The sequence below is a fragment of the Mesorhizobium sp. CCNWLY176 genome, assembly GCF_037153935.1.
Taxonomy (GTDB): Bacteria; Pseudomonadota; Alphaproteobacteria; order Rhizobiales; family Rhizobiaceae; genus Mesorhizobium_M; species Mesorhizobium_M zhangyense.
Map to the genome: position 1 here is coordinate 112,154 of NZ_JBBBDZ010000013.1, position 18,969 is coordinate 131,122.

Sequence of the window (18,969 nt, forward strand, 5' to 3'; positions counted from 1 at the left end):
TTGATAAACCTAATTTAGCACAACGTTAACGATGGCCGGTCGCGCCGTCATGGTTCGGATGCTAGCCTGACTTCGGGAGGACAAATCCAGGAAGCAGGAAGCGACGATGAACACTGTATTGAACGCCAAGGGCGTCCCCCTCCCTTACAGCGGCTCCTCGGTCAACCATTTCTCGGCAACGAATTCCGGCCCGCAGCTTGCCGGCAGTGCGCTCAACGATTCGATGTGGGGCGACAGTTCGGTCACCGTCAGCATGCAGGGCGGAACGGGCGACGATATCTATTATCTCTATTCGGCCCGCAACAGCGCCTTCGAAAAGGCCGGTGAAGGTGTCGACACCATCAACACCTGGATGAGTTACAGGCTACCTGAAAACATCGAGAATCTAACCGTGACCGGCAACGGCCGGTCGGCGATCGGCAATGATGGCGACAACATCATCAGCGGCGCATCCGGCAGCCAGACCATCGACGGCGGCGCTGGCAACGACGTGCTGAAGGGTGGTGGCGGGGCCGATATTTTTGTCATTTCGGAGGGCAATGGCAGCGACCTGATCCTCGATTTCAGCGTTGATGATCAGGTGCGGCTGGACGGCTATGGGTTTATTTCCTTCGATGCGATCCAGTCGAACATGACCCAGACGGGCGCCAATGTGACGCTCGATCTCGGCAATGACGAAATCCTCGTCTTCGCCAACACCACGATCGACCAGTTCGATGCAGGGCAGTTCAAGCTCAGTCTCGACAAGTCCGAGATGAGCCTGTCGTTTTCCGACGATTTCAATTCGCTCAGCCTGTGGAATGGCGAGAGCGGTACGTGGGATTCGAATTTCTGGTGGGGTGCCGAGAATGGCAGCACCCATGAGGGCAATGGCGAGAAGCAGTGGTATATTGATACCGACTATGCGCCGACGAAATCGGTCAACCCGTTCAGCATCGATAATGGCGTTCTCACCATCACCGCCGCGCCGACGCCGGACGCGATCAAGCCGGAAGTCAACAATTACGACTACACGTCAGGCCTGCTGACGACCTACGAATCCTTCTCGCAGACCTACGGCTATTTCGAGATGCGTGCCGACATGCCGGAAAACCAGGGTGTGTGGCCGGCATTCTGGCTGCTGCCGGCCGACGGCTCCTGGCCGCCGGAACTGGATGTGGTGGAAATGCGCGGGCAGGAACCCGGCAAGGTGCATGTGACGGCGCATACCAACGAAACCGGAAGCCACACCTCTGTCTCCTCGGCGGTCAACGTATCGGATACGTCCGGCTTTCACACCTATGGCGTGCTATGGACCGAGGAGGAGATCGTCTGGTATTTCGACGATGTCGAGATCGCCCGCACCGACACGCCGAGCGACATGCACGGGCCGATGTACATGCTGGTCAATCTGGCGGTCGGCGGTGTGGCGGGAACGCCGGCGGATGGCTTGGCGACGCCGGCCGAGATGCAGATTGATTATATCAAAGCATATGAGCTGGATGGCGTGACGCAGGCCGCGGCAAAGGCGGGGAGTGGGGATTTTCTGGTTTAGCCTCGGATGTAGTGACAATCCATTTGGTTGGGTTGTCGCCCTACGTTGCCCTCCTCTGGCCTGCCGGCCATCTCCCCCGCAGGTGGGGAGATCAGCCTTCATTGCGGCTTTCGCCAATCTTCGGCGTTGCAGAACAGGCGGGACGACTGACGCTGCTAATCTCCCCACCTGAGGGGGAGATGGCCGGCAGGCCAGAGGGGGGCGCGAAGGAGCGCCGCCATCTCAGGCCCCCATTTGCACAGCAGTCGCGGCTCTAATTCCCCGCACTCTCCATGCGCCGGCCCTTGATCGCCTTTTCGAGCCAGCCGATTTCCATTTCGGGAACCGAGGAAAGCAGCAGTTCCGTATAAGCATCGAAGGGTGGCTTCAGCACTTCGCTTTTCGATCCGTAGCGGACGACCTCGCCGCGATACATGACGGCGATGGAATCGGCGATCGACTTCACCGTTGCGAGATCGTGGGTGATGAAGAGATAGGCGACTTCCTCTTCCTTCTGCAGTTCGAGAAGGAGCTCGAGGATGCCGTGGGCGACCAGCGGATCGAGCGCCGAGGTCACCTCGTCGCAGATGATGAGCTTGGGCTTGGCGGCGAGCGCACGGGCAATGCAGACGCGCTGTTTCTGTCCGCCCGAAAGCTCGGCCGGGTAGCGGTCGATAAAACCCTTGCCCATCTCGATCTTGTCGAGCAGCTCAGTCACGCGGGCATCGCGCTGCTTGCCGCGCATGCCGAAATAGAACTCCAGCGGCCGGCCGATTATGGTGCCGACGGTCTGGCGCGGGTTCATCGCCACGTCGGCCATCTGGTAGATCATCTGCAATTGGCGCAAGTCGTCCTTGGTGCGGTCGGCGAGGCGATTGGCCAGCGGTCGACCGGCGAAGGTGACGTTGCCTTCCATGGGCGGCAGAAGGCCGGTTATGGCGCGGGCCAGCGTCGACTTGCCGGAGCCGGATTCGCCGACGACGGCGAGCGTCTGTCCGGGATAGATGTCGACGGAGACGTTCTTCAGCACCTTCACCGCGCCGCCGCCATAGGCGGCCGTGACGTTTTTCACCGAGAGGAACGGCGTGGTGCCGGGCTTCTGTTCCTCATGGGTGATCTCATGAACCGAGACGAGCTGGTTGGTGTATTCCTGGCGCGGTTCCTTGATGATCTGGCGCGTGCCGCCCCATTCGACCAGCCGGCCATGGCGCAGCACCATGATCTCGTCCGATACCTGCGCTACCACGGCGAGGTCGTGGGTGATGTAGAGCGCGGCGACGCCGGTATCGCGGATGGCGTCCTTGATCGCGGCGAGGACGTCGATCTGCGTGGTCACGTCGAGCGCGGTCGTCGGCTCGTCGAAGACGATCAGGTCGGGTTCCGAACACAGCGCCATCGCCGTCATGACGCGCTGCAGCTGGCCGCCGGAGACCTGATGCGGGAAGCGCTTGCCGATGTTTTCGGGGTCCGGCAGGCTGAGCTTCTTGAACAGCGCCACGGCGCGTTTTTCGGCCTGGGCGCGTGTACCGGTGCCATGCAGGAGTGATGCCTCGACGACCTGGTCCATCAGCCGGTGAGCGGGGTTGAAGGCAGCCGCCGCCGATTGCGCGACATAGCAGACCTCGCGGCCGCGCAGCTTGCGGATGCCGGACTTGCCGCTGGTGAGAATGTCGCGGCCGTTGATGAAGACCTGCCCGCCGGTGATCCTGACACCGCCGCGGCCATAGCCGAGCGATGACAGGCCGATAGTCGACTTGCCGGCGCCGGATTCGCCGATGAGGCCGAGCACCTTGCCTTTCTTGAGCGTCAGCGAGATGTCGTGGACGAGGGTAATGTTCCTCGGCTCCTCGCCGGGCGGATAGACCTTGGCCTCGATGCGCAGGTTGCGGATGTCGAGCAGGTTGTCACTCGGTGTCGCCAGATTAGCCATTGCCGCGGCCTCCCTTGAGATCGGTGGTGCGGTTGAGCACCCAGTCGGCGACGAGATTGACGGAGATGGCGAGCGCTGCGATCGCGGCGGCGGGTATGAGAGCTGCCGGAATGCCGAAGACGATGCCGTCCTTGTTTTCCTTGACCATGCCGCCCCAGTCGGCTGCCGGCGGCTGGACGCCGAGGCCGAGGAAGGACAGTGCTGACAGGAGCAACACCGAGTAGATGAAGCGCAGGCCGAGTTCCGACACCAGCGGCGACAGCGCGTTGGGCAGGATCTCGCGGAAGATGATCCAGCGGCGGCCTTCGCCGCGCAGCTTTGCCGCCTCGACGAAATCCATGACGTTGATGTCGACGGCCACGGCACGCGACAGGCGGTAGACGCGGGTCGAGTCGAGGATGCCCATGACCATGATCAGCACGAAGATGTTCGTGGGCAGGACCGAGAGCACGACGAGCGCGAAGATCAGCGTCGGGATCGCCATCAGGAGATCGACGAAGCGCGACATGAGCATGTCGAACCAGCCACCGACGACGGCGGCCGTGAAGCCCAGGATCGAGCCCAGCGAGAACGACAGCGCGGTCGCCAGAACCGCGATGAAGATCGTCGTCCTTGCGCCGTAGATCATGCGCGAGAGCAGGTCGCGGCCGAGATTGTCGGTGCCGAGCAGGAAGTTCGCCGACGATGGCTCCCAGACCTGGCCGACGATCTCGCCGAGGCCATAAGGCGCAATGAGCGGCGCGAAGATGGCGGTAAGGAGAAAGAGCGTCGTGAAGATCAGGCCGATCACGGCGCCAATGGGGATTCTTGTCAGACTAAGCATGACCGCGCCCTCACTTCGGATGCCGGAGGCGCGGATTCGCGATGATCGCCGCTATGTCCGCGATGATGTTGAGGCCGATATAAACGGCGGCGAAGATCAGGCCCACCGCCTGCACCACCGGCACGTCGCGCTTGGCGACATGGTCGACCAGATACTGGCCCATGCCGGGATAGACGAAGATGACCTCGACCACGACCACGCCGACGATGAGGAAGGCGAGGTTCAGCATGACGACGTTGATGATGGGCGCAATCGCATTGGGAAATGCGTGCTTGCGTATGACATTGAAGGCCGACAAGCCTTTCAGTTCGGCGGTCTCGACATAGGCGGACTGCATGACGTTGAGGATGGCGGCGCGCGTCATGCGCATCATATGCGCCAGCACCACCAGCGTCAGCGCGGTCGCGGGCAGGGCGATCGCCTGCATGCGCTGGCCGAAGGGCATGCCTTCATAGACCGTCGAAATACCGGGGAACCATTGCAGCTTCACGGCGAAGAAGAAGACCAGCACATAGCCGATGAGGAATTCCGGCAGCGAGGTCGAGGCGAGCGCAAGGCCGGAGATGAGTTTGTCGACGAAGCCGTTGCGATAGCGCACGGCAAGCAGGCCGAGAATGATGGCCAGCGGCACCGAGACTATGGCCGCCCAGAAGGCAAGGAACAGCGTGTTCCAAAGTCTGCCCTTGATGGACGTCGCGATGTCCTGACCACTCGACAAAGCGGTGCCGAGATCGCCTGTCAGCACGCCGCCGAGCCATTTGAAATAGCGGACATAGGCGGGATCGTTGAGGCCCATGGCCTCGCGCAGGTTTGCAAGCGCCTGTGGCGTTGCCGATTGGCCGAGGATGGATTGGGCGACGTCGCCGGGCAGGATTTGCGTGCCGGCGAAGATCAGGACCGAAACGGCCAGAAGCAGCAGCACGCCCAGCGCCAGGCGCTGGGCTATCAGTTTCAGGATGGGAGCCATCTGGGCAAGGCCGAACTCAGGCCTGGACCCAGCACTTGGACAGTGCGTAGCCGCCCATCATTTCCTGGTTGCCATCGGGCGACCACCCTCCGACCTTGGCGCTGGTGGCATCGATGAAGTCGTTGAACATCGGGGTGATGACACCGCCCTCGTCGCGCACCATCTCGCCCATCGTCTTGTAGATGGCGGTGCGCTTTTCCTTGTCGAGTTCCGAACGCGCCTGGAACAGCAGCTTGTCGAAATCCTCGCGCATGAAGCGCGTGTCGTTCCAGTCGGCCTTGGAATAGTAGGCGGTGGTGTACATCTGGTCCTGCGTCGGGCGACCGCCCCAATAGGATGCCGAGAAGGGCTGCTTGTTCCAGACTTCCGACCAGTAGCCGTCGCCCGGTTCGCGCTTGACCTCGATGGTGATGCCGGCCTTGGCAGCGCTCTGCTGGTAAAGCTGGGCTGCGTCCACGGCGCCGGGGAAGGCGACATCGGAAGTGCGCATCAGCACCGTGCCGGAGTGGCCGGACTTCTTGTAGTGGAACGCAGCCTTTTCCGGGTCGAACTTGCGCTGCTCGATCTCGGTGAAGAGCGGATAGGCCTTGTTGATCGGCGTGTCGTTGCCGATCGAGCCGTAGCCCATCAGGATCTTCTGCAGCATCTCCTCGCGGTCGAGCGCGAATTTCAGCGCCAGCCTGAGATCGTTGTTGTCGAAGGGCGCGGTGTTGCAGTGGGCGATGAACACATAGTGGCCGCGTCCGGCAACGTTCTGGATGGTGACGCCGGGAACGCGCTTGATGAGTTCGACGATCTTGGGCTCGACGCGGTTGATCATGTCGACCTGGCCGCCCTGTAGGGCGGAGGTGCGGGCGGTGGCGTCGTTGATGATGATGATCTCGATCTGGTCGGCAAAGCCGCGGTCGTCGCGCCAGTAATTGGCGAATTTCTCGCCGCCGAGCCGCACGCCGGCTTCGTTGACAGTGACCTTGTAGGGGCCGGTGCCGATGCCTTCGTCAGGCTTGTCCTTGCCACCATTGGGCTGGATCATCAGATGGTAGTCGTCGAGCAGGTAGGGCAGATCGGCGTTGGCTTCCTTGAGCGTGAAGACGACGTTCTGGCCGTCGACCTTGATCGTGTCGATGCCGCCCATGATGCCCAGCGCGCCCGATTTCGACTTCTCGTCGGAATGGCGCTCCATCGTGGCCAGCACGTCGGCAGGGGTCATTTCCTTGCCGTTGTGGAACTGGACGCCCTTGCGGATCTTGAAGGTCCAGACCTTGGCATCGTCCGATGCGCCCCATTCCTCGGCCAGCGCGGGCTTGACTTCGCCATCGGCGGTAAGCTGGACGAGCTGCTCGCCCCACTGCCGGCCGAAGAAATAAGGCACCTGGCTCGACCATGAAGCCGGGTCGAGGCTGTCGGTGGCAGCGCCGCCGACCATGCCGGCCTTGAGGACGCCGCCCTTCTGCGGGCCAGCGGCGAAGGCGGCTGTGCCGAGCAGCGAATTGGCGAAAGTGGCGGTAACGCCGAGAGCCGCAGCGCGGCCGAGAAAATCACGCCGGCTCAATTTGCCGACGGCTACACGATGGCTCAGGAATTCGAGTTCATTCGACATATAGAGGTTCCTCACTCTGTTAGGTGACCGTTATCGGTCTTGATTTCTTGTTGAGGGAATATTGCTCGCAACATCGCGCCGCGCGCAAGGCAGTTTGCGACATGACGTGGCGTAAATGATGCGTGATGGTGGACCAACGCCGGCAGTTCTCGGCGGTCCCGGCCGATGAGCGGGAAATATCCCGCTCCGCAGCGAAGGCCTAGAAGGCGATAACTGGAAAAAGGCCTGAATAGGCGTAATCGTTCGACATCGATTTCTCCCCGGTCCGGTGGTTTGGCGGGCGTCGATTTTCTCTTTCGAACAGCAGAAATACTGAATGCAGAACCGGCATCTAACGATGCCGGTCGAGACATGAAATGACGCAAATAGAATGTCGTATTTAGACCAATGCGTTTCATTCGTCAAATGTGGTCGCGCGGAATCTCCTCCTTGAAGTCGCGCTCGAACACTAGTTCGTCTCCCTCGTAGGCTTCGATCCTGCCGGTGAGATAAAAGTTTTTCGCGTCGGAGCGCATCTCCGAAAAAGTCTCGGTGCGCAGCGACCATTCATTTCGCGACAGGGTCGATGTCCAGTGCGTCTTGCCGAAAGCCGACAGTGGATCGGCGGGATCGATGGTCCACCATTCGCGCGCGACACCGCCATTCACCAGGCCGTGGTCCTTGTCGCGGATTTCGCCGAAATCATCGACGATGACCAGCGAGACCTTGCCGGTCGCCGGATCGCGATCGACCTTGCGGCTGTTGGCGCTTTTGCGCAGCGTTTCAACCTGCCAGGGCGTGGCGCCCTCGGGTTCCGCGAAAGTGACCTCATCGCCGCTGCCGGACGGGCGCAACGGAAGATCGATCGCACCTTGTTCAAGCGTCAGCGTAACGGGCCTGGGCGAAGGCCAGACCAGCGGCCAGTAGGTGGACGAAACGGCGACCCGAAGCCGGTGGCCCTTGGCGACGCTGTAGGCGATGTCGTCAAGCTGAAGCGTGATCTCCACCGCCTCGCCGGGCGGCATGGCTTTGGGGAACTCGTGGCTGTCGCGGTGGGTGAGGTTCAGCACGCTGTATGTGATGCGCGTGGACGAGCCGTCCGGCTGAACGTCGCAGAGACGAACCGCGACCATGGCCCGTTCGTGATCGGCCACGAGCCTGAGGCGGATGACCGGGGCGCCGACGATATCCATCGAGGCTTCCAGCGGTGGCCCGTCGAAGCAGACCGATTTCTCGTCGTCCTCGCGCTGGTCGCCGGGCAGTTCCGGCCCGAGCCAGATCGCGCAATATTCGCCGCCGGCCATGCCGCAATCCTGCGGTGTCGCGACTTTCACGCCGCCCAGCGTTTCGGTGGTGTCGGCGAGCTTGCCGTCAGCCGCCAGGTGCAGGCGTTTCGGCTTGATGTCTTGCGAGGGCCAATTCTTCTCGGCGATCCAGCGGCCGGGGCGCTCCTCGTACCAGTCGCGCGGCGGCACCGAGTCCATGACGTAGAGCCGCATCGCCGGGTCGTTCTCGACGCCGGTGTCGATGCCTTTCAGCCAATGGTCCCACCAGCGCAGTGCCTCCTGCAGGAAGCCAATTGCCGGTTTCGGCACGGCGAAATGCGGATATTTGTGGATCCACGGACCGACCAGCCCCTTGGCCGGCGCCTGCACGCCCTCGACGATGCGGGCGACGGCGTTCTTGTAGGCATCGCCCCAGCCGCCGACGGCCAGTGTCGCCGCCTTGATCTTCGAAAAATCCTCGCAGACCGAGCCGCGCTTCCAATAGGCGTCGCGGCGCTGATGCCTGAGCCAATCGGCAGGCAGGAAGGGCTCGTTCTCAAGACGCGCCAGCCACATATCCCGCCATTTGTCGCCGACCAGCGCAGGGTCGGGCGAGCGCGAGGAATAGGACAGCATGGTCGAGCCCCAGCCGAGATTCTCGTTGAGCAGCAGGCCGCCCTTGTAGTGGATGTCGTCGGCATAGCGGTCGTCGGTGGAGCAGAGCGTGATGATCGCCTTCAGCGCCTCCGGCTGCTTGGCTGCGACCTGGAGCGAATTGAACCCGCCCCAGGAAATGCCCATCATGCCGACATTGCCGTTGCACCAGGGCTGGCCTGCTGCCCAGGTGATGACATTCACCGCATCCTGCAGCTCCTGCTCGGAATATTCGTCGTCCATCAACCCTTCGGAATCGCCGTTGCCGCGCATGTCGACGCGGATGCAGGCATAGCCGTGGCCGGCGAAATAGGGGTGGGTGAGGGCATCCCGCGCCGTGGTGCCGTCGCGCTTGCGGTAGGGCAGGTGCTCGAGGATCACCGGCACCGGGTCCTGGTCGGCATCGTCCGGCATCCACACCCGCGCCGACAGCCGACAGCCATCGGGCATGACGATGGCCATGTCGGGAAATTCGAGGACGGTGCGGGGGAAGTCGGTGATGGTTTTCATGCCTAGGCTCCTGATGACTACAGGAGGCATCGGACAGGGGCCAAAAGCAAGTCGGAGAAACGCCGCCCGGATTGCTTTTTGCGGCGAACGGCCCAATTCGAAGTCCGAATCCAGTTGGACAGGACCAATTGAAAAGACCTGTTATGAGTGCTATTTAGAGTACCAATAAAAGATGGAGTTTTCCGTGCCCCACACCATTCTTGCCGAAGTCACGGCCAGTGTCTCGGAACTGAAAAAGAACCCGATGGGAACGGTTGCGGCCGGCGAAGGCTTTCCGGTCGCGATCCTGAATCACAACGAGCCAGCCTTCTATTGCGTGCCGGCCAAGGCATTCGAGGCGATGATGGACCGGATCGAGGATTTCGAACTCAATGCGATTGCCGATGCCCGCAAGGGCGAGGAGCGCATCCGGGTCGATCTCGATGCCATATGAGGTCCAGTTCCTCACATCCGCACTCAAGGAATGGAAGAAACTCGACGCCAATACGCGTGAGCAGTTTCGCAAGAAGCTGAAAGAGCGCTGCGAAAATCCGCGCCTGCCATCGGCCAAACTTCGCGACGCAAAGGATCGTTACAAGATAAAGCTCCGCAGTTCGGGCTACCGGCTGGTTTATGAAGTCATAGACGGTGAACTGGTGGTGCTGGTGATAGCCGTCGGCAGGCGAGACCGCTCGGCGATTTACGAGGCTGCAAGCAAGCGCTGAAGCCAGCTCAATTCAGCGGAATATCATTCTCGGCCTTGCCGTCCTGATATTCTCCCGAAAGCCGGTCGTATCTGGCCGAGATTTTGGCGACACGCTCCTCCAACGTCTGGCGTTCGGCCTCTGACATCTCGCGCAACAGTTTGCGCAGCGAAAAGCTCTTCCAATAGGCGTTCTCGGCATTGTAGCCGCCGGGCTCGAGGGTAAAAACCTCTTTCAGGATTTTCAAATCGTGCGGGATGGCGAAGCTGTCGCGCGAGTCCTCGTGGGAGAAAAGATAGTAGAAATTGTCGAAGCCGGTCCAGGTGATGGCTGAGATGCAGAGCGAGCAGGGCTCGTGGGTCGAGAGGAAGATGCAGTCCTTGGTGTCTGGGCGGTCGGCCTTGGGCATCTCGTAGAAGCGCTTCAGGCAATGCATCTCGCCGTGCCAGAGGGGATTCTCGATCTCGTTGTTGGTTTCGGCAAGCACCAGCGACAGGTCGGATTTGCGCAGGATCGCCGCGCCGAACAGCTTGTTGCCATGTGCCACGCCCTCGGCCGTCTTCGGCACGATGTCGGCCTCGATAACGTCGAACAGGCGGTTGATCAGCGAGGTTTCGGTCATCGTGTTTCCGGCAGATGGATTTCGTAAGGGTGGGAGAAGTGGAATTCTTCCAGGTTCGAGCCGTCGCCGCCACGGTCGACGATCAGGAAGTCCTGTTTTTTGCCGATGGGGGTCAGCACGCCGTGCCAGAGATTGCGCGGATAGTTCACGCCCTGGCCGGGCTGGGTGAGGAAAGCGTGCGGCGTTTCCGGACCGTCCTCGCCATCGTGGCAGACGACCACGAGAAACGGGCGCGGCGATAGCGGGATGAAGGCCTGGCTGCCGAAGGGATGGCGCTCGACCATGGAGAGTTTCAGCGGAAATTTGTAAGGTGTGCCGGCGCCGATGCTGACCAGCACGCGCGCGTTCGGACCAGCGGCGTCCACCGTTGCCAGATCGTGATAGCGCTCGGTCTTGCCGCCGTTGATCGGATAGTGGTTGTCGCCGCCCTTGTCGATGACATCGCCGAACTCGGCGAAGTTCTCGCGGGTGAGCAGCTTTGCCGTGATGATCCGATCCATGGCGGCGTCCTTTCGGTTTAGGGCCGGCGCGTTACGAGCTTCATATGCCGGTTGACGTCCTTGTAGAGCAGGTAGCGGAAGTTTCCCGGGCCGCCGGCATAGCAGGCCTGCGGGCAGAAGGCGCGCAGCCACATGTAATCGCCGGCCTCGACCTCGACCCAGTCCTGGTTGAGGCGGTAGACGGCCTTGCCCTCCAGAACATAGAGGCCGTGCTCCATCACATGCGTTTCGGCGAAGGGGATAACCGCGCCCGGCTCGAGGGTCACTATGGTCAGATGCATGTCGTGGCGCAGGTCGGCCGGATCGACAAAGCGGGTCGTCGCCCATTTGCCCTCGGTGCCCGGCATGGGGGAGGGCGCGATGGCTTTCTCGTTGGCGAAGATGGCTTCCGGCACGTCGATGCCGTCGACATAGTCATAGGCCTTGCGGACCCAGTGGAAACGGACGGGTGTGCCGCTCTCGTTACGGGCGGTCCATTTGCTGGCCGGCGGCAGGAAAGCAAACCCGCCCGGCTGCAGGACATGTTTCTTGCCGTCCAAGGCGATGGTCAGTTCGCCCTCGACCACGAAGAGCGCGCCTTCGGCACCTGCGTCCGGCTCCGGCCTGTCGCTGCCGCCGCCGGGAGCGATTTCCATGATGTATTGCGAAAACGTCTCCGCAAAACCAGAGAGCGGGCGCGACAGCACCCAGGCGCGGGTGTTGTCCCAGAAAGGCAGCAGGCTGGCGACGATGTCGCTCATCACGCCCTTGGGAATGACGGCATAGGCCTCGGTGAAGACGGCACGGCCGGTCAAAAGCTGCGTCTGCGGCGGCAGGCCTCCGGTCGGGGCGTAATAGGTGCGGTCGGCCATTCTGGGTCCTTAGTAGTTGAGCGTTATCCCGCCCAAGCCGGAGCTTTCACGATCTAGGCGGGTAAAAGGTCTTTCAGGCGCAGCAGCGCGATGCGCTCCACCTGCTTGCAGGCCGTCTCGAATTCTTCGGCGCGGCTGTTGCCGATGCGGGTTTCGAAGGCGGCGAGAATATCGTCCTTGGTCTTGCCCTTTACGGCTATAATGAAGGGAAAGCCGAAGGTGGTGACATAGGCGGCGTTGAGCTTGGAGAAGAGCTCGCGCTCGGCATCGGTCAGAGCATCGAGCCCGGCGGAAGCCTGCTCCTTTGTCGATTCCTGCGTCAGGCGTTTTGCGGCCGCAAGCTTGCCGGCGAGGTCGGGGTGGGCGGTCAGCACGCCCAGCCGCTCCTTTTCACTCGCTGACCTGAAGGCCCGGCAGAGCGCATTGTGCAAGCCACCGGCGCTGTCGTGAGCTAATCCAAGCTCCAGCCCGTAGGCGCGTTCCGCGATCCATGGCGAATGCTCGAAAATGCCGCCGAATTTTTCGACGAACTCTTCGCGCGCCATTTTCGATGGCCGCAGCGCTTGCGGTTGATAGGGGTGATGCTCCTGCCAATGGCGGGCGATGTCGATGCGCCGGGCGAGCCAGACCTTGTCGTGGCTTTTGACGTAGTCGATGAAGCGCTTCAACGCGGCCGCGCGACCGGGGCGGCCGACGAGGCGGCAGTGCAGGCCGATATTCATCATGCGCGGCCGGCCGGCCTTGCCTTCGGCGTAGAGCGTGTCGAAGGAGTCCTTCAGATAGGCGTAGAACTGGTCGCCGGAATTGAAGCCCTGCGGCGTCGCGAAACGCATGTCGTTGGCGTCGAGCGTGTAGGGGATGATGAGGTGAGCATGATCGTCATGCTCGAACCAGTAGGGCAGTTCGTCGTCATAGGTGTCGGAGATGTAGTCGAGGCCGCCGGCCTCGCAGGCCAGACGCACGGTGTTGATGGAGGTGCGCCCCGTGTACCAGCCGTGCGGGCGCTCGCCGGTGACTTCGGTGTGGAGCCGTATCGCCTCGACGATGTCGGCGCGCTCGGCCTCGAGAGAATGTTCGCGGTAGTCGATCCATTTCAGCCCGTGCGAGGCGATTTCCCAGCCGGCTTCCTGCATCGCCGTCACCTGGTCGGGCGAGCGGGCAAGTGCGGTGGCGACGCCGTAGACGGTGACCGGAACCTCGGCCTCGGTGAACATGCGGTGCAGCCGCCAGAAGCCGGCGCGGGCGCCATACTCGTAGATCGATTCCATGTTCCAGTGGCGCATGCCGACCCAGGGCGCCGCGCCGACGATCTCCGACAGGAAGGCTTCGGAAGCGGCATCGCCATGCAGGACGCAGTTTTCGCCACCTTCCTCGTAATTGACGACGAACTGCACGGCGACATGGGCGCCTCCCGGCCATTTCGGGTCGGGCGGGTTGGCGCCATAGCCGCGCATGTCTCTTTCGTAACGCATGAAATCCCTCAGGCTTCCGGCGAAAGCCGAACTTGCAGATTGAGAATAATCGAAAGACTGGCCGGGGCATTCCCCTTATTATTTTTGAAAGTCTTTTTGTGGCCTTCGGCTTCTCCGGGACTTATGCATGGCATTTATTTGCCGCACAATCGATCGTTCGTGTTCACAAGCAGGGAGGCAGTATGTCGACGACGGATGGCGGGCGCCTGACGACCCATGTTCTCGATACGGCTTCCGGCAAGCCGGCAGCTGGGCTGTCGATTTCTCTGTTCAGGCTGGAGGGTGACGTTCGCACGCATCTCAAGACGGTCTCGACCAATGCCGATGGCCGTTGCGATGGGCCGCTGCTTGCGGGCGACGAGTTCAGGCTTGGCGAGTATGAGCTGGTCTTTGCCGCCGGCGATTATCTGCGCGCCCAGGGAACAGCACTGCCCAAGCCGGCGTTCCTGGATGTGGTGCCGATCCGTTTCGGCCTGGCCGAGAAGACGCATTATCATGTGCCGCTGCTGGTCTCGCCCTACGGCTACTCGACCTACAGGGGGAGTTGATGATGGCGAAGCCAAAGACCCGCAACGAAATCCGCTTCCTGCTCAATGGCGAGGATGTGGCGCTGTCGCAGGTCGCGCCCGACGAGACGCTGCTCGACTATCTGCGCCTGCGCCGCTCGCTGCGCGGCAGCAAGGAAGGCTGCGCGGAAGGCGATTGCGGCGCTTGCACGGTGCTGGTCGGCAGGCTGACGGACGGCAAGCTGGTCTATGAAAGCGTCAATGCCTGCATCCGCTTCGTGGGCTCGCTGGACGGCTGCCATGTCGTGACCATTGAGCATCTGCGCGGCGAGGGGGACGGGCTGCACCCCGTCCAACAGGCGATGGTCGATTTCCATGGCTCGCAATGCGGCTTCTGCACGCCGGGTTTCGTCATGTCGCTCTACGGGCTGTGGATGAAGGAGCCGGAACCGGCGGATGCTGCGATCGAAAAGGCGCTGCAGGGCAATCTCTGCCGCTGCACCGGCTATGAGGCGATCATGCGCGCTGCACGGGCCATCTCAAGCTACGGCAAGGTGGCGAAAGACCCGCTGGCGGTCGAGCGCGCGGCTGTAACGAAAAAACTCGGCGAGCTGCGCGATGGTTCACGCGTCGAGATCGGCACGGAAAAGCATCGGCTGATCGTGCCTGCGGATGTGGACGATTTCGCCTCTATCCTCGAAAGCGAGCAGAAGCCGACGATCGTTGCCGGTTCGACCGATGTCGGGTTGTGGGTCACCAAGCATATGCGCGATATTTCGCCGGTGGTGTTCATCGGCCATCTCGACGGATTGCGCACGATCTCGGAAAAGGACGGCGTGGTCAGTATCGGCGCGGGCGTGACCTATACGGAAGCGTTCGAGACGCTGTCGAAGCGTATTCCAGCGCTCGGACCGCTCATCGACCGCATTGGTGGCGAGCAGGTGCGCAATATGGGCACGATCGGCGGCAACATCGCCAATGGTTCGCCGATCGGCGACACGCCGCCGCCCTTCATCGCGCTCGGTGCATCGCTGACGCTGCGCAAGGGCAAGGCGCGCCGGACGATCCCGCTGGAGGAATTCTTCATCGCCTATGGCAAGCAGGACCGGCAGCCGGGCGAGTTCGTCGAGGCCGTGCATGTGCCGGTGTCGGCGAAAGATAGCCATTTCGCCGTCTACAAGATCACCAAGCGCCGTGACGAGGACATCACGGCGGCCTTGGGAGCCTTCAAGCTGGAACTGGCGAAGGACGGCACCGTCGCCTCGATCCGCATCGCCTATGGCGGCATGGCGGCGACGCCGAAGCGGGCCAAGGCGGTCGAGGTGGCACTGACCGGCAAGCCCTGGACAGAAGCAGCCGTGGAAGCGGCCATGACAAAATATGCCGAAGACTTCACCCCGCTGACCGACATGCGCGCGACGGCGGAATATCGTATGCTGGCTGCGCGCAATTTGCTGATGCGGTTCTTTGCGGAGAGCCAAGGCGGAAAAGCGCCGATCCAGGTCTCGCGGCACCGGGTAGCGTGAGGTGACGATCATGAACCTAACATTGAATGCCACGTTCCTTCGCGCCCCCCTCTGGCCTGCCGGCCATCTCCCCCACGGGTGGGGAGATCAGCCTTCATCATGGCTTTCGCCAATCTTGGACGTTTCAGAATATGCGGGGCGAGCGACACAGCTAATCTCCCCACCTGTGGGGGAGATGGCCGGCAGGCCAGAGGGGGGCAACGTAGAGCGCTGCCCGGCCGGGAGAGCTTGCTCATGAACAAACACGCTTCCCCCAACCTGAAAGCAGCCAAGATCGCCGGTGGCGTTCACACAGACCAGCGCCACGATTCAGCGCACAAGCATGTTGCCGGCACTGCCGTCTATATCGACGACATGCCGGAGCCGGCGGGCACGCTGCATGTCGGCATCGGCCTGTCGAGCGTTGCGCATGGCAAGCTAAAATCGGTCGATCTGTCGGCTGTGCGGAGCGCGCCGGGCGTGGTCGACGTGCTGACCTATGCCGACGTTCCGGGCGAAAACGACGTCTCGCCGAGTGGCATGCATGACGATCCGGTCTTTGCAGAAGATCGGGTGCAGTTCCACGGCCAGCCGATCTTTGCGGTCATTGCCGAAACGCGCGAGCAGGGCCGCTCTGCTGCCCGCCTCGCGAAGATCGAATACGAGGAACTGCCGGGGATCTTCGATATCTGGAACCTCGATCCCGAAAAAGACAAGCAGGTGACGACGCCGCTGACGCTGACGCGCGGCGATGCGGCGGCTGCCATTGCCGCGGCCCCGCACCGCATCAAGAACCGCATGAAACTTGGCGGGCAGGATCATTTTTATCTGGAAGGGCAGGTGTCGCTGGCGATACCGGGTGAGGACGACGAGGTCATCGTCTACTGCTCGACGCAGGGGCCGAGCGAAACGCAGCATCTGGTCGCCCATGTGCTTGGCGTGCCGAGCCATGCGGTGACGGTGGAAGTGCGGCGCATGGGCGGCGGTTTCGGTGGCAAGGAAACCCAGGCCAACCAATGCGCGGCAATCGCTGCGATCGCCGCCAAGAAGCACGGCAGAGCCGTCAAGATCAGGCTCGACCGCGACGAGGACATGACCGCCACCGGCAAGCGGCACGACTTCGCCATCGACTACGAAGTCGGCTTCGACGATGAGGGCAACATCCTCGGCGTCGACTTCATGTTTGCGCTGAATGCCGGCTTCTCCGCCGATCTTTCAGGCCCGGTGGGCGACCGCGCGCTGTTCCATTGCGACAACGCCTATTTCTATCCCGCCGTTCACGCCAAATCGGCGCCGCTCTATACCAACACCGTTTCCAACACGGCATTTCGCGGCTTCGGCGGCCCGCAGGGCATGGTCGGGGCCGAGCGCGTCATCGACGAGGTCGCCTTCGCAGTCGGCAAGGACCCGCTCGAAATCCGCAAGCTGAATTTTTATGATCCGATGGGCGCTACGGGTGAGCGCAACGTCACGCCCTACCACCAGAAGGTAGAGGACAACATTATTCACCGCATCGTGGCGGAACTTGAGGAGAGCGCCGACTATGCCGGCCGCCGCCGCACGATCGCGGCCTTCAATGCCAACAGCCGCTTCATCAAGCGCGGCATGGCGCTGACGCCGGTCAAGTTCGGCATATCCTTCACCAAGACGGAGTCCAACCAGGCCGGTGCGCTGGTGCATGTCTACAATGACGGCTCCGTGCATATGAACCATGGCGGCACCGAGATGGGGCAGGGGCTGCATCTCAAGGTGGCGCAGGTGGTGGCCGAGGAGTTCCAGATCGACCTCGACCGCGTCAAGATTACCGCGACGACCACGGCCAAGGTGCCCAATACCGCGCCGACGGCGGCGTCTTCGGGAGCCGACCTGAACGGCATGGCGGCGCAGGATGCGGCGCGGCAAATCCGCAAGCGGCTCACGGATTTCGCGGCGGAAAAGTATCAGGTGCCGACCGATCAGGTGGTGTTCCTACCGAACCGGGTGCGCATCGGCAATCAGGAGATCGGCTTCAACGAACTGGTCAAGCAGGCCTATCTCAACCGCATCCAGTTGTCGGCCGCCGGCTTCTACAAGACGCCGAAAATCCATTGGGATCGAGCCAAGGGCCGCGGCCATGCCTTCTACTACTATGCCTATGGCGCGGCCTGTTCGGAGGTTTCCATCGATACGCTGACCGGCGAGTATGTCGTTGAGCGCACGGATATCCTGCACGACACCGGGCGTTCGCTGAACCGGGCGATTGATATCGGGCAGGTCGAGGGCGGTTTCATCCAGGGCATGGGCTGGCTCACCACCGAGGAACTGGTGTGGGACGACAAGGGCAGGCTGCGCACCCATGCGCCATCGACCTACAAGATCCCGCTCGCCTCGGATCGGCCCAAGATCTTCAACGTCGCGCTGACCGACTGGTCGCAGGCCTATGAGCCGACGATCCATCGCTCGAAGGCGGTCGGCGAGCCGCCGCTGCCGCATGGCATGTCGGTTCTGCATGCGCTGTCGGACGCGGTGGCGAGCGTGGCCGACCACAAGATCTGCCCGCGCCTCGACGCCCCCGCCACGCCGGAGCGCGTGCTGATGGCGGTCGAGCGGCTGAAGGCTGAAGCGGCGGGCAAGTGACACGCAACGCCGAAAGCCTGCGCGCCTTCTTCGACGTGTCGCCGGCGGTCGCACTCGTCGAGGTGGCCGAGGCAAAGGGTTCGACCCCGCGAGAGGCCGGCACGAAAATGCTGGTTTCGCCTGATGCGATCTTCGGGACTATCGGCGGTGGCCAACTGGAATTCATGGCGATCGACAAGGCGCGGGAGATGTTGGCGGAAGCGCTCCTCCCTCCCCCTTGCGGGGAGGGTGGCCCGGAGGGTCGGGTAGGGGTGGCTCAGAATGGTGCGAACCCGTTACCACCCCAACCCCGCTCCGCTTCGCGGATCGACCCTCCCCGCAAGGGGGAGGGTATAGTGCTCGACATCCCGCTTGGCCCCGAAATCGGCCAATGTTGCGGCGGGCGGGTCAATCTTTCGATCCGCTTAGTGGACGATCAGCTACGTCAAAACCTGATCGAAGAAGCCCGCATCGAGGATGCCAGAAGCCCGCACATATATCTTTTCGGCGGCGGCCATGTCGGGCATGCGCTGGCGTCGGCCTTTTCTCTCCTGCCGGTTCATGTCGTCGTTGTCGAAACCCGCGCCGATGCACTGGACGGCATGCCGGAAGCGATAGAGACGCGGCTGACGCCGATGCCGGAGGAAATGGTGCGCGAGGCACCGGCGGGCGCCGCCTTCGTCGTGCTGACGCATGACCACGCGCTGGATTTCCTGATCGTTGCGGAGGCGCTGAAGCGCGACGATGCGGCCTATGTCGGCATGATCGGCTCGAAGACCAAGAAGGCGACGTTCAAGAGCTGGTACCTGAAGACAGCAAACGGCACCGAGGAAGCTTTCGCGCGCCTCGTATCGCCCATCGGCGGCGATGCGGTGAAGGACAAGCGCCCGGCGGTGATCGCGGCGATGGCCGCCGCCGAGATCATGATGGCGCTGGTCAGGTAAGCATTTCAATCTGCTGAGACACCTTGTTATAGAGAATTTAGCTGATATTA

Annotated in this window: 16 protein-coding genes; 7 read left to right on the forward strand and 9 right to left on the reverse strand. The window is 62.2% G+C overall.

Translation table 11 applies throughout. The annotated features are described in order from the left end of the window. Positions 1-106 precede the first annotated feature (106 nt). Complete coding sequence (locus tag WBQ96_RS20700) at positions 107-1,534, forward strand: family 16 glycosylhydrolase (RefSeq protein WP_336553602.1); 1,428 nt, start codon at positions 107-109, stop codon at positions 1,532-1,534. Positions 1,535-1,787: 253 nt separating this feature from the next. On the opposite strand, the gene WBQ96_RS20705 is transcribed toward WBQ96_RS20700, so the two are convergent. From WBQ96_RS20705 to WBQ96_RS20725, 5 genes are all read right to left on the reverse strand, one after another. Further along, the gene (locus tag WBQ96_RS20705; protein WP_336553604.1) at positions 1,788-3,443 is read right to left on the reverse strand and encodes an ABC transporter ATP-binding protein; all 1,656 of its coding nucleotides are present in this window, start codon (positions 3,441-3,443) and stop codon (positions 1,788-1,790) included. Continuing rightward, positions 3,436-4,266, reverse strand: a complete 831-nt coding sequence (locus WBQ96_RS20710) for an ABC transporter permease (RefSeq protein WP_336553605.1) — start codon at positions 4,264-4,266, stop codon at positions 3,436-3,438. Before WBQ96_RS20710 ends, WBQ96_RS20705 begins: the two co-directional genes overlap by 8 nt. Positions 4,267-4,276: 10 nt before the next feature. Further along, positions 4,277-5,233: an ABC transporter permease gene (locus tag WBQ96_RS20715; protein ID WP_165120375.1), complete on the reverse strand. Its 957-nt coding sequence runs from the start codon at positions 5,231-5,233 to the stop codon at positions 4,277-4,279. Between the two features lie 16 nt (positions 5,234-5,249). Then, positions 5,250-6,833 (reverse strand): ABC transporter substrate-binding protein, encoded by a 1,584-nt coding sequence (locus tag WBQ96_RS20720; RefSeq protein ID WP_336553607.1) that lies wholly within the window; start codon positions 6,831-6,833, stop codon positions 5,250-5,252. Positions 6,834-7,234: 401 nt separating this feature from the next. Continuing rightward, positions 7,235-9,241: a CocE/NonD family hydrolase gene (locus WBQ96_RS20725; RefSeq protein WP_336553609.1), complete on the reverse strand. Its 2,007-nt coding sequence runs from the start codon at positions 9,239-9,241 to the stop codon at positions 7,235-7,237. 184 nt (positions 9,242-9,425) lie between these two features. Here WBQ96_RS20725 and WBQ96_RS20730 point away from each other — a divergent pair, with 184 nt between their 5' ends. Together WBQ96_RS20730 and WBQ96_RS20735 are read left to right on the forward strand one after the other, a co-directional pair. Further along, the gene (locus WBQ96_RS20730; RefSeq protein ID WP_336553610.1) at positions 9,426-9,674 is read left to right on the forward strand and encodes a plasmid stabilization protein; all 249 of its coding nucleotides are present in this window, start codon (positions 9,426-9,428) and stop codon (positions 9,672-9,674) included. Next, the gene (locus WBQ96_RS20735; RefSeq protein ID WP_165120379.1) at positions 9,664-9,945 is read left to right on the forward strand and encodes a type II toxin-antitoxin system RelE family toxin; all 282 of its coding nucleotides are present in this window, start codon (positions 9,664-9,666) and stop codon (positions 9,943-9,945) included. The genes WBQ96_RS20730 and WBQ96_RS20735 overlap by 11 nt, the downstream gene beginning before the upstream one ends. A 7-nt stretch (positions 9,946-9,952) precedes the next feature. Here the strand turns inward: WBQ96_RS20735 and WBQ96_RS20740 are convergent, their stop codons facing one another. The 4 genes from WBQ96_RS20740 to puuE are packed head-to-tail and all read right to left on the reverse strand — an operon-like array spanning position 9,953 to position 13,369. Beyond that, a complete protein-coding gene (locus tag WBQ96_RS20740) occupies positions 9,953-10,546 on the reverse strand; it encodes a nucleoside deaminase (RefSeq protein ID WP_336553613.1) in 594 nt (197 codons plus the stop codon). Then, positions 10,543-11,046, reverse strand: coding sequence for an ureidoglycolate lyase (locus tag WBQ96_RS20745; protein WP_336553615.1), 504 nt, complete (start codon positions 11,044-11,046; stop codon positions 10,543-10,545). Before WBQ96_RS20745 ends, WBQ96_RS20740 begins: the two co-directional genes overlap by 4 nt. 17 nt (positions 11,047-11,063) lie before the next feature. Then, positions 11,064-11,897: a bifunctional allantoicase/(S)-ureidoglycine aminohydrolase gene (locus WBQ96_RS20750; protein ID WP_336553617.1), complete on the reverse strand. Its 834-nt coding sequence runs from the start codon at positions 11,895-11,897 to the stop codon at positions 11,064-11,066. 53 nt (positions 11,898-11,950) lie between these two features. Next, positions 11,951-13,369, reverse strand: coding sequence for an allantoinase PuuE (puuE, locus tag WBQ96_RS20755; protein WP_336553619.1), 1,419 nt, complete (start codon positions 13,367-13,369; stop codon positions 11,951-11,953). 182 nt (positions 13,370-13,551) lie between these two features. Here puuE and uraH point away from each other — a divergent pair, with 182 nt between their 5' ends. The 4 genes from uraH to xdhC all read left to right on the forward strand — a co-directional run bounded on the left by uraH (position 13,552) and on the right by xdhC (position 18,919). Further along, positions 13,552-13,917, forward strand: a complete 366-nt coding sequence (gene uraH, locus WBQ96_RS20760; RefSeq protein ID WP_336553622.1) for a hydroxyisourate hydrolase — start codon at positions 13,552-13,554, stop codon at positions 13,915-13,917. A 2-nt stretch (positions 13,918-13,919) separates the two neighbouring features. Next, on the forward strand, positions 13,920-15,401 hold the full coding sequence (gene xdhA, locus WBQ96_RS20765) for a xanthine dehydrogenase small subunit (RefSeq protein WP_336553623.1): 1,482 nt from the start codon (positions 13,920-13,922) through the stop codon (positions 15,399-15,401). 234 nt (positions 15,402-15,635) lie between these two features. Further along, a complete protein-coding gene (gene xdhB, locus WBQ96_RS20770) occupies positions 15,636-17,996 on the forward strand; it encodes a xanthine dehydrogenase molybdopterin binding subunit (protein WP_336553625.1) in 2,361 nt (786 codons plus the stop codon). Then, a complete protein-coding gene (gene xdhC / locus WBQ96_RS20775; protein ID WP_336553627.1) occupies positions 17,993-18,919 on the forward strand; it encodes a xanthine dehydrogenase accessory protein XdhC in 927 nt (308 codons plus the stop codon). The genes xdhB and xdhC overlap by 4 nt, the downstream gene beginning before the upstream one ends. Positions 18,920-18,969: the final 50 nt, after the last annotated feature.

What these genes read in the sequence shown, in the direction of transcription:
- uraH (WP_336553622.1), top strand. Translation starts at nt 13,552, where the DNA reads ATGTCGACGACGGATGGCGGGCGCCTGACGACCCATGTTCTCGATACG.
- WBQ96_RS20700 (WP_336553602.1), top strand. Translation starts at nt 107, where the DNA reads ATGAACACTGTATTGAACGCCAAGGGCGTCCCCCTCCCTTACAGCGGC.
- xdhA (WP_336553623.1), top strand. Translation starts at nt 13,920, where the DNA reads ATGGCGAAGCCAAAGACCCGCAACGAAATCCGCTTCCTGCTCAATGGC.
- puuE (WP_336553619.1), bottom strand. Translation starts at nt 13,369, where the DNA reads ATGCGTTACGAAAGAGACATGCGCGGCTATGGCGCCAACCCGCCCGAC.
- WBQ96_RS20735 (WP_165120379.1), top strand. Translation starts at nt 9,664, where the DNA reads ATGCCATATGAGGTCCAGTTCCTCACATCCGCACTCAAGGAATGGAAG.
- WBQ96_RS20750 (WP_336553617.1), bottom strand. Translation starts at nt 11,897, where the DNA reads ATGGCCGACCGCACCTATTACGCCCCGACCGGAGGCCTGCCGCCGCAG.
- WBQ96_RS20745 (WP_336553615.1), bottom strand. Translation starts at nt 11,046, where the DNA reads ATGGATCGGATCATCACGGCAAAGCTGCTCACCCGCGAGAACTTCGCC.
- WBQ96_RS20715 (WP_165120375.1), bottom strand. Translation starts at nt 5,233, where the DNA reads ATGGCTCCCATCCTGAAACTGATAGCCCAGCGCCTGGCGCTGGGCGTG.
- xdhB (WP_336553625.1), top strand. Translation starts at nt 15,636, where the DNA reads ATGAACAAACACGCTTCCCCCAACCTGAAAGCAGCCAAGATCGCCGGT.
- WBQ96_RS20720 (WP_336553607.1), bottom strand. Translation starts at nt 6,833, where the DNA reads ATGTCGAATGAACTCGAATTCCTGAGCCATCGTGTAGCCGTCGGCAAA.
- WBQ96_RS20705 (WP_336553604.1), bottom strand. Translation starts at nt 3,443, where the DNA reads ATGGCTAATCTGGCGACACCGAGTGACAACCTGCTCGACATCCGCAAC.
- WBQ96_RS20740 (WP_336553613.1), bottom strand. Translation starts at nt 10,546, where the DNA reads ATGACCGAAACCTCGCTGATCAACCGCCTGTTCGACGTTATCGAGGCC.
- WBQ96_RS20725 (WP_336553609.1), bottom strand. Translation starts at nt 9,241, where the DNA reads ATGAAAACCATCACCGACTTCCCCCGCACCGTCCTCGAATTTCCCGAC.
- WBQ96_RS20710 (WP_336553605.1), bottom strand. Translation starts at nt 4,266, where the DNA reads ATGCTTAGTCTGACAAGAATCCCCATTGGCGCCGTGATCGGCCTGATC.